This window comes from Cellulomonas sp. P24 (genome assembly GCF_024704385.1).
Taxonomy (GTDB): Bacteria; Actinomycetota; Actinomycetes; order Actinomycetales; family Cellulomonadaceae; genus JAJDFX01.
Genome location: NZ_JAJDFX010000002.1, coordinates 3,285,374 through 3,298,648 on the forward strand (window position 1 = coordinate 3,285,374; position 13,275 = coordinate 3,298,648).

The window sequence follows — 13,275 nt, forward strand, 5'->3', positions numbered from 1 at the left end:
GGGCCCCTGGCTCCCGGGTGGGCCCGTAGACTCGTGGCCCGTGGCTCTCACTATCGGCATCGTCGGCCTGCCCAACGTCGGCAAGTCCACCCTCTTCAACGCGCTGACTCGTGCGCAGGTGCTCGCGGCGAACTACCCGTTCGCGACGATCGAGCCGAACGTCGGCGTGGTCCCGCTGCCTGACCCGCGGCTCGCGGTCCTCGCAGAGATCTTCGGCAGCGAGCGGATCCTGCCGGCGACGGTGTCGTTCGTGGACATCGCCGGGATCGTCAAGGGGGCGAGCGAGGGTGAGGGGCTTGGCAACAAGTTCCTCGCGCACATCCGGGAGGCCGAGGCGATCTGCCAGGTCACCCGCGCCTTCGTCGACCCCGACGTCGTGCACGTCGACGGCAAGGTCTCCCCGAAGGATGACATCGAGACCGTCAACACCGAGCTGATCCTGGCGGACCTGCAGACCCTCGAGAAGACGGTCCCGCGGCTCGAGAAGGAGGTCCGCGCCAAGAAGGCCGACGCAGCCCTGCTCGAGGCCGCGCAGGGTGCGCAGAAGCTGCTCGAGTCCGGCCAGACCCTGTTCGCCGGAGCGGCCGCCGCGAAGCTCGACACCGACCGCCTCGCCGAGCTCCAGCTGCTCACCGCGAAGCCGTTCATCTACGTGTTCAACACCGACGACGCGGGCCTGGCCGACACGGCGATGCAGGCCGAGCTCCGCGCCCTTGTCGCCCCGGCCGACGCGATCTTCCTCGACGCCAAGTTCGAGTCCGACCTGGTCGAGCTCAGCCCGGAGGAGGCCGCCGAGATGCTGGCCGACAACGGGCAGGAGGAGTCCGGCCTCGATCAGCTCGCGCGCGTCGGCTTCCACACCCTGGGGCTCCAGACGTACCTGACCGCCGGACCGAAGGAGACGCGGGCCTGGACGATCCACCAGGGCTGGACGGCCCCGCAGGCCGCCGGTGTGATCCACACCGACTTCCAGCGCGGGTTCATCAAGGCCGAGGTGATCGGCTTCGACGACCTCGTCGCCGCGGGATCCGTCGCGGCGGTCCGCGCCGCGGGCAAGGCGCGCATCGAGGGCAAGGACTACGTGATGGCCGACGGCGACGTGGTGGAGTTCCGCTTCAACGTGTAGCCCGGAGCCTCGCTGTCCCCGCTGGCTGAGATCGGGTGTCGCTAGGGTGTGGGAATGCAGGGGCACATCGTCCGAGTGAACGTCGCCGGACGGGAGGTCGACGACGATGTCGACCTTGACGACGTCGACCGCTTCGACGTCGAGACGCTGACCGGTCGGTCCTACACGGTGCAGCGCACCTCATCGGTGCGATGGCGGCGCTGGACCTGGGATGTGCTGGTTGCCGCGTCACCGGACTCAGGTACGGACGGCGACCTGGGTGTCGTCGGGACCATCAAGCGGACCGGGTGTCGATGGTCAGGGTTCGCCTACGTGTTCCGTGTCCCCGGGCACCCGATGGATGGCGGGTCCCAGTCCACGCTCTGGAATGCCGTTCAGTCGCTGAGCAGATGACGGCAGACGTCGAACGGTCACGGCGCTCGGTGGAGTTCCGGTTCAGCTTGTGGTCGGAGTCCCGGTCCACCGACGTGGGCGAGGCGGCGCGACGGACGGAGTCCTACCGCCGGAACGTCAGGTGGATCGTGCCGCTCTCGGCCGTCTCGGCGGTGACGTCGTAGCGGGACTCCAGTCCGCGCAGGTCGTCCCAGAGCCGAGTGCCGCGGCCGAGGAGTATCGGCGCGATCGCGACGTGGAGCACGTCGACGAGCCCTGCCGTGAGGAAGTCGCGCGCGACGGTGGCTCCGCCGCCCACCCGGACGTCCTTGCCTGCGGCCGCCTCCGTCGCGCGGTCGAGCGCCTCGTGCGGCGTCGCCGAGAGGAAGTGGAACGTCGTGCCGCCGGTCATCTCGATCGACGGCCGTGGGGCGGTGTGCGTGAGGACGAACACCGGGACGTGGAACGGTGGTTCGTCGCCCCACCAGCCTTGCCAGTCGGGGTCGTCAGGGAAGTTGTGCAGGCCGAACATCCCCGCTCCCATGATCTCCGCGCCGATCTCGGCGAAGTACGACGTCGCATATCGGTCGTCCACGCCGGTCGTGCCGTCGCCCGAGGCGTCCTGCAGGACACGCTCACGGAAGGTCCTGGTCGAGACGTAGGCGTCGACCAGCCGCGGCCAGTCCTCGCCGAACGGGTTCTCCGGGGTCTGGTCCGTCGTGGTCGCGAAGCCGTCGAGCGAGATGTTGAGGTCGACACGTACAGCCATCGGTGCCTCCGTCGCGAGTGCCTGCGGATCGCGCTCACGATACAGACGGGTTCGGGGGCGGGCTACGGCTGCGACGGTGCGGGTGCTCCGTGGCCGGGCACGACGAGCTCCCGGGTCGAGGTGCGCTGCAGCTGGGCGCCGATCGTTCGGGGCGGGGCCGACGTGAGGAGCGATCTCGGGCGGGTCATCCCTCGATGCACGGGGTCTCGCGCGGGGGCAGAGGGTCGGCGAGAAGTCGGTGGTCAACCCGCGGCCGGACGCGAGCTGGTTCGTCTGCCGGTCCACGGCCCCCGCCCCGCAACCGCGACAGGTAGCCGCGCCGTGAGAGCCAGCCGGCCATCCGGACGGCGCTGGGCTGCCCGAGCAGGATCCCGACGAGCACGAGTGCGAGTCCGGCGAGCTGGAGCCCGGTGAGCGTCTCGGCCGCGATCACGGTGCCGAGGATCACGCCGGTGACGGGATTGAGGAGCCCGATGAGGCCGACCGCACCGGCGTCGAGTCGCGCGAGCCCGGAGAACCACGCGACGTAGGCGATCGCTGTCGCGACGACTGTGAGGTAGGCGAAGCCGGCGATCTCGCGACCGTCGAGGTGCGGCGGCGCCCCCTCGACGAGAGCGGCGACGGGCACGACGACGAGCCCACCTGCGACGAGCTGCCACGCCGTCATCGACAGCACGTCCTGGTCGCCGCGCCACCGCACGCTCAGGATGAACCCGACGGAGGACGTCGTCATCGCCGCGAGCGAGGCGAGCACCCCGACGGGGTTGAGACCGCCGACCCCGGTGAGGAGCATCGCGCACACCCCGATGAAGCCGAGGGCTGCCCCGACCAGCTGCGTCGTGCGTGGCCGCTGGGCGAGCAGCGGCCACGCGAGCAGCATCAACGCGGCAGGCGAGACGGCCATGAGCGTCGACGCGACGCTGGACGGCAGCGTGGTCGCTGCCACGTAGACGAGGACGAAGAAGCCGCCGATCGTGAGGGTGCCGAGCACGACGGACCGCCACCACCAGGACCCGCTCGGACGTCTCCGGGACACGGCGCACAGCAGGATGCCGGCGGGGACGGCACGGAGGACGGCGCCCCAGAGCGGGTGACCGGGTGGGAGGAGCTCCCGCGTCACGACGTAGCTCGCGCCCCACGCGACCGGGGCGATCGCGGTCACCGCGACCGAGCGCCAAGTAGTTTCCATGGAAGACACCCTACCTTCCAGGGAAGGTATAGTCGATCGTCGTGACGGACCGCACAGATCGCGTGGCGCAGTTCCAGGCCGCCTGGGCGCGCGAGAGACCCGACCTGGACGTGAGCCCCCTCGGTGTCATCGGCAGGCTCCACCGGCTCGGTGCGCGTCTCACGGACGAGCTCGTCGCGGTCTACCGCGAGTTCGGCCTGAACGAGGGCGAGTTCGACGTCCTCGCATCTCTCCGTCGGGCGGGCGCTCCCTTCGAGCGGGCACCCGGAGAGCTGGCCGAGCACACCATGGTGACGACGGGCGCGATGACCAAGCGTGTCGACCGGCTCGTCGCGATGGGTCTCGTGACGCGACGGCAGAGCGACGTGGACGGCCGGGGACGTGTCGTCGGCCTCACGGTTGCGGGGCGCGACCTCATCGACCGGGCGTTCACGGCGCACATGGCGAACGAGCACCGCCTGGTCGAGCTGCTCGCGCCGGACCAGCGCGCGCGTCTCGAGGAGATCCTCACCACCTGGCAGCAGTCGCTCGAGTCCTGACGCCCCAGGGTGGCGACCGGAGATCCCGGAAGCCCGAGCATCGGCGCGGTGAGCGCCGCACGTGGGGCTCGTGGTGGCAGTGGGGCAGATGAGGCATCACCTGCGCCTCTCGAGTCGCACCTGCACCACGTGCGGCGCTCAGCGCGGGGCCGGGTCTTCAGCGGCCGGGTGGGTGCGGCCGGCGAGGGAGGGTGATCGAGGGGGAGGCCGGGTCGTGGCGGGGGTCGGTGACGCGGTCGGTGCGGTTCCCCGGGGAGCGCGGCAGTGTCGTGGTCGGCGGATGTTTCGGGCAACCCACATCTCAGTGGGTGGATGTTACCGTCCAGTATCGATACGGTAACGATCGCTTGTGGTGGCCGGACGCATTCGGTGTGGCGGTCCCGGCATGACTAGCGTGGTGCAATCCCTTGGCTCCCGGCACAGGTGACGCGCACTCCGAACCTCGTTCGGAAGGCGCACATCGACTGCCGATCCGGCCTCTGTCTCCACCAGGAGGAACATTGAAGATCAGGCGAATTGGTGGCCTCACCGCCGCCATCGCAGTGAGCGCGCTCGCGCTCTCTGCCTGCAGCGGTTCGTCGAGCGCTCCCGAGACCACTGCGGCGGCGACCGGCCCGACCACGGGAATCGTGACGGTGAACGGCTCTGAGCCGCAGAACCCGCTCATCCCGACCAACACCAACGAGACCGGCGGCGGCAAGATCCTCGACCTCATCTTCGCGGGTCTGGTCTACTACGACGCCAAGGGTGCCCCGCACAACGAGGTCGCCGACTCGATCACGACGACGGACTCGCAGACGTACACGATCAAGATCAAGTCCGGCTGGAAGTTCACCAACGGCGAGGCCGTCACCTCGAAGAGCTTCGTCGACGCCTGGAACTACGGCGCCAAGCTCAGCAACGCCCAGCTGAACAGCTACTTCTTCGACAGCATCGAGGGCTTCAGCTACGACGTCGACTCCGACCTGACGGGTCTGAAGGTCGTCGACGACTCGACCTTCACCGTCACCCTCAAGCAGCCGGAGGCGGACTTCCCGCTGCGGCTCGGCTACTCGGCGTTCTACCCGCTGCCCTCGGTCGCGTTCAAGGACATGAAGGCGTTCGGCGAGAACCCGATCGGCGACGGCCCGTACATGTTCAAGGACGCCTCGGCCTGGGAGCACAACGTCAAGGCTGACGTCGTCCCGAACCCCGACTACATCGGCGGACGCAAGCCGATGAACGGTGGGGTCGAGGTCAAGTTCTACACGTCGCAGGACGCGGCGTACCAGGACCTGCTGGCCAACAACCTCGACGTCGACGACGCGATCCCGGACAGCGCGTTCGGTGTCTACAAGACCGACCTGGGCGACCGGGCGATCAACCAGGCCGCGGCGATCTTCCAGTCGTTCACGATCCCGCAGAACCTCGCGCACTTCACCGGCGAAGAGGGCAACCTGCGCCGCCAGGCGATCTCGATGGCGATCGACCGCAAGACGATCACCGACAAGATCTTCCAGGGCACCCGCACGCCGGCCAAGGACTTCACCTCGCCGGTCATCGCCGGGTACAACCCGAACCTCCCGGGTTCGGAGGTCCTCGACTACAACGTGACCAAGGCCAAGGAGCTGTGGGCCCAGGCTGACGCGATCTCGCCGTGGTCCGGAGCCTTCACGATCGGCTACAACGCCGACGGTGGACACCAGGCCTGGGTCGACGCGGTGTGCAACAGCATCAAGAACGCGCTGGGCATCGACGCGCACGGCAACCCGTACCCGACGTTCAAGGACCTGCGGACCGACATCACGAAGCGCACCATCAAGGGCGCGTTCCGTACCGGCTGGCAGGCCGACTACCCGTCGCTGTACAACTTCCTCGGCCCGATCTACGGCACGGGCGCCGGCTCGAACGACGGCGACTACTCGAACCCGAAGGTCGACCAGCTCCTCAAGGAGGGCGAGGCCGCGAGCTCGATCGACGCCGCGAACAAGAAGTTCGACCAGGTGCAGGAGATCCTCTTCAAGGACCTCCCGGCGATCCCGCTCTGGTACTCGAACGTGACCGGTGGCTACGCCACGACGGTGACGGACGTGCAGTTCGGCTGGAACTCGGTGCCGCTGTACTTCCAGATCAAGAAGGCCTGATCTCCGAGCTCTGACGGCTGGGGGTGGGGACCCACGCGGGTTCCCACCCCCAGCCGTGTCCGCGAAGTCGTCCTTTCCGAGGGGCGCGCACTAGAGTGACCCGCCGTCGGCGTTCGTCGGCCCGTCCCGATCCCTACGAGGAGGAGACCTGATGGCCTGGTACATCGGGCGCAGGCTCTTGCAGATGATCCCGGTATTCCTGGGTGCCACTCTGCTCATCTACTTCATGGTCTTCGCCCTGGCGGGCGACCCCATCGCCGCACTCGGTGGTGAGCGAGGTCTGAACCCCGCCGTCGCCGAACAGCTGCGCGAGCACTACCACCTGAACCAGCCGTTCCTGGTGCAGTACCTGCTCTGGCTCAAGGGTCTGCTGACCTTCGACTTCGGCACGTCGTTCTCTGGTCGCCCCGTGCGCGACGTGATGGCCGGCGCCTTCCCGGTGACGATCCAGCTGGCGTTCGTGGCCCTGTTCTTCGAGTCGGTGTTCGGCGTCATCGTCGGGCTCATCTCCGGCCTCCGCAAGGGCAAGCTGTTCGACTCGACGTTCCTGATCGTCAGCCTGATCGTGATCGCCATCCCGATCTTCGTGATCGGCTTCACGATCCAGCTGATCGTCGGAGTGAAGCTCGGCTGGCTCCCGCCGACGGTCGGCGGCAACGTCAACCTCAAGACCCTCCTGATGCCGGGGATCGTGCTCGGCTCGGTGTCGTTCGCCTACGTGCTGCGACTCACGCGGACGTCGGTCGCGGAGAACCTCAACGCCGACTTCGTCCGCACCGCCACCGCGAAGGGCCTGACCCGCGGGCGGGTCGTCACGGTCCACGTGCTCCGCAACTCGCTGATCCCCGTCGTGACGTTCCTCGGGGCCGACCTCGGTGGGCTCATGGGCGGCGCGATCGTGACGGAGGGCATCTTCAACGTTCCCGGTGTCGGGAACACCCTGTACCACGCGATCATCCAAGGTGAGGCACCGACCGTCGTGTCGATGGTCACCGTGCTCGTGATGGTCTACATCTTCGCCAACCTGCTCGTGGACCTGCTCTACGCGGCCCTGGACCCGAGGATCCGTTATGCCTGAGCACGACCGCCCCACGCAGGTTCACTTCTTCGCCGACCTCGACGTCGAGATCCTCGAGCAGGTCGACACCGTCGACGAGAGCGCACCGCCGTCGAGCCTGTGGCGCGACGCCTGGCAGAGCCTGCGCGTGCGCCCGATCTTCTGGGTCTCGGCAGTCCTGATCCTGCTCGTGGTGGTCGTCGCGGCGTTCCCGCACCTCTTCACGAGCACCGATCCGTCGTACTGCGACCTCTCGTCGAGCTACAACCCCTCGTCCCCGGGACACCCGTTCGGGTTCGACCGCCAGGGCTGCGACATCTACGCGAGAACCATCTACGGCGCACGCGCGTCGGTCATGGTGGGCGTTCTCACGACGATCCTCGTCGTCGTCCTCGGGTCCGTCATCGGTGCGCTCGCCGGGTTCTACGGCAAGTGGTTCGACTCGGTCCTGTCCCGCATCACGGACATCTTCTTCGCGATCCCGCTGGTCCTCGCGGCCATCGTCGTGATGCAGGTCTTCGCCTCGCACCGCAACGTGATCACCGTCGTCGTCGTCCTCGGTGTGTTCGGCTGGCCCCAGATCGCCCGCATCACGCGCGGAGCGGTCATGTCCGTGAAGAACTCCGACTTCATCACCGCCGCCACGGCGCTCGGGGTCTCGCGCTCGCGCAACCTGATCCGGCACGTGATGCCGAACGCGGCCGCGCCGATCATCGTGACCGCGACGGTCTCGCTCGGGATCTTCATCGTCGCCGAGGCGACGCTGTCGTTCCTCGGGATCGGGCTGCCGACGACGACCGTGTCCTGGGGCGCGGACATCTCGAAGGCGCAGGCCGCGTTGCGGAGCCAGCCGTCCGTGCTGTTCTACCCGGCCGGGGCGCTCGCCCTGACGGTGCTCAGCTTCATCATGATGGGTGACGCGGTACGCGACGCCCTCGACCCGAAGGCGCGGAAGCGATGACGGAGACGACCAGCTCGACCACCGGCGCGGAGCCGCTTCTCGCGATCCGCGACCTGGAGGTGTCCTTCACCACGGCGGGCGGCATCGTCCAGGCCGTCCGTGGTGCGGATCTCACGATCTACCCAGGGCAGACCGTGGCGATCGTCGGCGAGTCCGGCTCCGGCAAGTCGACGCTGGCGCACGCGATCATCAGCCTTCTGCCCGGCACCGGCAAGGTGACCGGTGGCTCGATCATGTTCAACGGCGTCGAGGTGACGAGTGCGAGCCAGCGCGAGATCATCGCGATGCGGGGCAAGCAGATCGGCCTCGTCCCGCAGGACCCGATGTCGAACCTCAACCCGGTCTGGAAGATCGGGTTCCAGGTCAAGGAGGCGCTCCGGGCGAACGGGATCGACGCGAGCCGGGTCACCCGGAACGCTCTGACGACCGGCCTGGTCAACGACGAGCTGAGCATCGACGTCGCGCCGAACGACGACGACCTCTACCTCGGCCGCAAGGCCAAGGCCGCGCTCCTGGCCGCGCTGCGCACGGCGGTCACGACCGCCAAGGGTGCCGAGGCCGCCACCGCGGCTGTCGACCGGGCCGGTTCGGCGCTCGTCGTCGGGGTGACCACGCGCAGCGAGGTGCTCGCCGTCCTCACGGAGGCGGGTCTCCCGAACGCCGAGGCGACCGTCGCGTCGCTCGTCAAGGGTGCGGACCTCACCGACCGTGTCGCCGGCCTCCTGAGCGAGGCCGGGCTGCCGGACGCCGAACGGCGTGCCAAGCAGTACCCGCACGAGTTCTCCGGTGGCATGCGCCAGCGCGCACTGATCGCGATCGGCCTCGCGGCCCGTCCGCAGCTGCTGATCGCGGACGAGCCGACGTCGGCGCTGGACGTGACCGTCCAGCGGCAGATCCTCGACCACCTGAACGGCCTCACGCAGGAGCTCGGCACCGCGGTGCTGTTCATCACGCACGACCTCGGCCTCGCTGCCGAGCGCGCGGAGCACCTGGTCGTGATGTACCGCGGCAAGGTCGTCGAGTCGGGCCCGGCGCTGCAGATCCTCAAGGCGCCGAAGCACCCCTACACGCAGCGTCTGGTCGCCTCCGCACCGTCGCTCGCCTCGCGTCGCATCCAGAGCGCGAAGGCCGCCGGCATCGAGGCGACCGACCTGCTCGCGCCGACGGGTGGCGAGGCCACCGCGAGCGCCGACCACGTGCTCAGCGTCGCGAACCTCACGAAGGTGTTCCGGTTGCGGGGCGCACGTCCCGGGTCGCACACCGACTTCAAGGCCGTCGACGACGTGTCCTTCGAGCTGCAGCGCGGGACCACGCTCGCCCTCGTCGGCGAGTCGGGTTCGGGGAAGTCCACCGTCGCGAACATCGTGCTCAACCTGATCGACCCGACCGAGGGGAAGGTGTACTTCGACGGGACGGACATGAGCACGCTCGGCGCGAGGGAGCTCTTCGACTTCCGACGCCGGGTGCAGCCGATCTTCCAGAACCCGTACGGTTCGCTCGACCCGATGTACTCGATCTTCCGCACGATCGAGGAGCCCCTGCGGACCCACCACATCGGCAACAAGGCCTCGCGCGAGAAGCGGGTCCGCGAGCTGCTCGACATGGTGGCCCTCCCGCAGACCACGATGCGGCGGTACCCGAACGAGCTCTCCGGTGGGCAGCGTCAGCGCATCGCCGTCGCGCGTGCGCTCGCCCTGTCACCCGAGGTGATCGTGTGCGACGAGGCCGTCTCGGCCCTCGACGTGCTCGTGCAGGCGCAGATCCTCACGCTTCTCAACGACCTGCAGGCCGAGCTCGGGCTCAGCTACCTGTTCATCACGCACGACCTCGCCGTCGTCCGCCAGATCGCCGACCGGGTGTGCGTGATGCAGACCGGGAAGGTCGTGGAGTACGCGACCACGGACGAGGTCTTCGACCACCCGCAGCGGGACTACACGCGCGAGCTCCTGGACGCGATCCCCGGGAGCAAGCTCGACGTGTTCGGGGCCGCGTCGGCGTGAGGCCATGAGGACCGTGGTGGCCGGCGGGGACGCCGGCCGCCACGGCGCCGGTCAGGTCGCGCGCTCCGGCGCGTAGAATAGGCGGCTGCGCCCCATGACGCGGCGCGCACCCCCTTCCAGGAATGAGTCCTTCATGTCTGTGCCTGCCGCCAAGCGCGTGCGCTCCGACCTGCGCAACGTCGCGATCGTCGCCCACGTCGACCACGGCAAGACCACTCTCGTCGACGCGATGCTCTGGCAGTCCGGAGCGTTCGGCGCGCACGCGCACGTCGACGAGCGCGCGATGGACTCCGGCGACCTCGAGCGCGAGAAGGGCATCACGATCCTCGCGAAGAACACCGCCGTGCACTACTCCGGGCCGGCGGCCGCGGAGTTCGGGCACCCCGAGGGGATCACGATCAACGTGATCGACACCCCCGGTCACGCGGACTTCGGCGGCGAGGTCGAGCGCGGCCTGTCCATGGTCGACGGCGTCGTGCTGCTGGTGGACGCGAGCGAGGGCCCGCTCCCGCAGACGCGGTTCGTGCTGCGCAAGGCGCTCATCGCGAAGCTGCCGGTGATCCTCGTGGTCAACAAGGTGGACCGCCCGGACTCGCGCATCACCGAGGTCGTCCACGAGGCGACCGACCTGCTCCTCGGGCTCGCGAGCGACCTGCACGAGGACGTGCCTGACCTCGACCTCGACGCGATCCTCGACGTCCCGGTGGTGTACGCCGCGGCGAAGGCCGGTCGGGCATCGATGAACCAGCCGGCCGACGGTGGCCTCCCGGACAGCGAGAGCCTCGAGCCGCTGTTCCGGACGATCCTGGAGAAGATCCCGGCCCCCACCTACGAGGAGGGCGCGCCCCTGCAGGCGCACGTCACGAACCTCGACGCCTCGCCGTTCCTCGGCCGCCTCGCGCTGCTGCGCGTCTTCAACGGCGAGATCCGTAAGGGCCAGATGGTCGCCTGGTGCCGGCACGACGGCACGACGCAGACGGTCAAGGTCACCGAGCTGCTCGAGACCCGTGCCCTCGACCGGGTGCCCACCGAGTCCGCCGGCCCGGGCGACATCGTGGCCGTTGCCGGGATCGCCGACATCACGATCGGTGAGACGCTGACCGACCCGGACGACCCGCGCCCGCTGCCGCTCATCACGGTCGACGACCCGGCGATCTCGATGACCATCGGGATCAACACGTCGCCGCTCGCCGGCAAGGGCGGCAAGAACCACAAGGTCACCGCCCGCCAGGTGAAGGACCGCCTCGACAAGGAGCTCGTCGGCAACGTCTCGCTGCGGGTCCTGCCGACCGAGCGTCCCGACGCCTGGGAGGTCCAGGGCCGTGGCGAGCTCGCCCTGGCGATCCTCGTCGAGCAGATGCGCCGGGAGGGCTTCGAGCTGACGGTCGGCAAGCCGCAGGTCGTCACGAAGCTCGTCGACGGCAAGGTCCACGAGCCGATGGAGCGCATGACGATCGACGTCCCCGAGGAGTACCTCGGGTCGGTCACGCAGCTGCTCGCCCAGCGCAAGGGCCGCATGGAGACGATGGCGAACCACGGCACGGGCTGGGTCCGCATGGAGTTCATGGTCCCGGCACGTGGGTTGATCGGCTTCCGCACGCAGTTCCTCACCGACACGCGCGGCACGGGCATCGCCTCGTCGATCGCCGAGGGGCACGAGCCGTGGGCGGGCCCGATCGAGACGCGGGTCAACGGCTCGCTCGTGGCGGACCGCGCCGGTGTGGTGACGCCGTTCGCGATGATCAACCTGCAGGAGCGCGGCTCGTTCTTCGTCGACCCGACGCAGGAGGTCTACGAGGGCATGATCGTGGGCGAGAACTCGCGCAACGAGGACATGGACGTCAACATCACCAAGGAGAAGAAGCTGACGAACATGCGGTCCTCGACCGCCGACAACTTCGAGAACCTGGTGCCCCCGCGTCACCTCACCCTCGAGGAGTCGCTCGAGTTCGCCCGCGAGGACGAGTGCGTCGAGGTGACGCCGGAGAAGATCCGCATCCGCAAGGTGATCCTCGACCAGTCCGACCGCGCCCGCGCGTTCGCCCGGGCCAAGCGCGCCTGAGGTCGTGACCGGCGGACTGCTCGCCGTCCACGCCCACCCGGACGACGAGACGCTCTCGACGGGTGCGTTGATCGCGACGTGGGCGGCGGCGGGCCTGCCGGTGACGGTCGTGACGTGCACGCGTGGCGAGCTCGGCGAGGTGATCCCTCCCGAGCTCGCCCACCTCGAAGGTGACGGCGACCGCCTCGCGACGCACCGTGTGGCGGAGCTCGGCGACGCGCTGCGCGCGCTCGGCGCAGACGGGGTCTTCCTCGACCAGGTGCCGCTCCCGAGCCGTGCGCTCGGCGATCGTGCGTTCGACGATCGTGCGTTCGACGACCGTGCGCTCGGCGATCGGGTGGTCGCGTCGCAGGACGGTCCGCCTCCTCGGTACGTGGACTCCGGGATGGCCTGGGTGTCAGCGGGCCTGGCTGGTCGCGCCGACGCTCTCCGGCCGGAGGCCCTCGTCGCGCGCCCGCTCGACGAGCAGGCCGAACGGCTCGCGGAGCTCATCCGGGAACGCCGGCCCGAGGTCGTCGTGACCTACGAGCCGGGCGGAGGGTACGGCCACCCGGACCACGTCAGGGCGCACCAGCTGACGATGCGCGCTGTCGAGCTCGCCGCCGCCGACCGGTCGGAGCTCACCGTGGGCACCGGAACCGCGATGCCGTCCTCCCCGCATGCCGTCGCGGCGGTCCTGTGGGCCGTCGTCGGTGCCGGCGCGCTCCGGGAGTCCTGGCGTGCGCTCGCGACGGCGCGCGTCGTCGCAGAGCTCCCCGAGCGTCCGACCCTCGTGCTGCCCGATCCTGCCGGACCGCTCCCGTCCGTCGCCGTCCCCGACGACGACGTCGATCTGACGGTCGACGTCCTGCCCGTGCTCGACCGCGTCCTCGGAGCTCTCCGGGCGCACCGCACACAGGTCCAGGCCATCGGGGTGGTGCGCGACGTCGCGACCGGCTCGAGGGTCCTCGGCTGCCACGCGCTGAGCAACCGGGTCCTGGCGCCGGTGCTGCACCAGGAGTCGTACCGGTTCGCACCAGGGCTTGACGGCGACCCGGCGTGCTGGCCCGCCGGGGTCACGCGGGTAACCTGACCGAC

11 protein-coding genes are annotated in these 13,275 nt (G+C 69.3%); 9 read left to right on the forward strand and 2 right to left on the reverse strand.

Going from position 1 to position 13,275, the window contains the following annotated elements; translation table 11 throughout:
- Positions 1-40 precede the first annotated feature (40 nt).
- A complete protein-coding gene (gene ychF, locus LJB74_RS15460; RefSeq protein ID WP_259309381.1) occupies positions 41-1,126 on the forward strand; it encodes a redox-regulated ATPase YchF in 1,086 nt (361 codons plus the stop codon).
- A gap of 54 nt (positions 1,127-1,180) precedes the next feature.
- Entirely contained in the window at positions 1,181-1,519 is a 339-nt protein-coding gene (locus LJB74_RS15465; RefSeq protein WP_259309382.1) for a hypothetical protein, read from the forward strand.
- A 103-nt stretch (positions 1,520-1,622) separates the two neighbouring features.
- Here the strand turns inward: LJB74_RS15465 and LJB74_RS15470 are convergent, their stop codons facing one another.
- Together LJB74_RS15470 and LJB74_RS15475 are read right to left on the reverse strand one after the other, a co-directional pair.
- Positions 1,623-2,267: a dihydrofolate reductase family protein gene (locus LJB74_RS15470; RefSeq protein ID WP_259309383.1), complete on the reverse strand. Its 645-nt coding sequence runs from the start codon at positions 2,265-2,267 to the stop codon at positions 1,623-1,625.
- A 184-nt stretch (positions 2,268-2,451) separates the two neighbouring features.
- A complete protein-coding gene (locus LJB74_RS15475; RefSeq protein WP_259309384.1) occupies positions 2,452-3,456 on the reverse strand; it encodes a DMT family transporter in 1,005 nt (334 codons plus the stop codon).
- A 41-nt stretch (positions 3,457-3,497) separates the two neighbouring features.
- On the opposite strand from LJB74_RS15475, the gene LJB74_RS15480 reads away from it, so the two are divergent.
- The 7 genes from LJB74_RS15480 (at position 3,498) to LJB74_RS15510 (ending at position 13,270) form a co-directional block, all read left to right on the forward strand.
- Positions 3,498-3,995: a MarR family winged helix-turn-helix transcriptional regulator gene (locus LJB74_RS15480; protein ID WP_259309385.1), complete on the forward strand. Its 498-nt coding sequence runs from the start codon at positions 3,498-3,500 to the stop codon at positions 3,993-3,995.
- 500 nt (positions 3,996-4,495) lie between these two features.
- Positions 4,496-6,118, forward strand: coding sequence for an ABC transporter substrate-binding protein (locus LJB74_RS15485; protein WP_259309386.1), 1,623 nt, complete (start codon positions 4,496-4,498; stop codon positions 6,116-6,118).
- 151 nt (positions 6,119-6,269) lie between these two features.
- Complete coding sequence (locus LJB74_RS15490) at positions 6,270-7,196, forward strand: ABC transporter permease (protein ID WP_259309387.1); 927 nt, start codon at positions 6,270-6,272, stop codon at positions 7,194-7,196.
- Positions 7,189-8,136 (forward strand): ABC transporter permease, encoded by a 948-nt coding sequence (locus LJB74_RS15495; RefSeq protein WP_259309388.1) that lies wholly within the window; start codon positions 7,189-7,191, stop codon positions 8,134-8,136. The genes LJB74_RS15490 and LJB74_RS15495 overlap by 8 nt, the downstream gene beginning before the upstream one ends.
- Complete coding sequence (locus LJB74_RS15500; RefSeq protein ID WP_259309389.1) at positions 8,133-10,136, forward strand: ABC transporter ATP-binding protein; 2,004 nt, start codon at positions 8,133-8,135, stop codon at positions 10,134-10,136. The genes LJB74_RS15495 and LJB74_RS15500 overlap by 4 nt, the downstream gene beginning before the upstream one ends.
- A gap of 133 nt (positions 10,137-10,269) precedes the next feature.
- Complete coding sequence (gene typA / locus LJB74_RS15505; protein ID WP_259309390.1) at positions 10,270-12,198, forward strand: translational GTPase TypA; 1,929 nt, start codon at positions 10,270-10,272, stop codon at positions 12,196-12,198.
- Between the two features lie 4 nt (positions 12,199-12,202).
- Positions 12,203-13,270 (forward strand): PIG-L family deacetylase, encoded by a 1,068-nt coding sequence (locus tag LJB74_RS15510; RefSeq protein WP_259309391.1) that lies wholly within the window; start codon positions 12,203-12,205, stop codon positions 13,268-13,270.
- Positions 13,271-13,275: the final 5 nt, after the last annotated feature.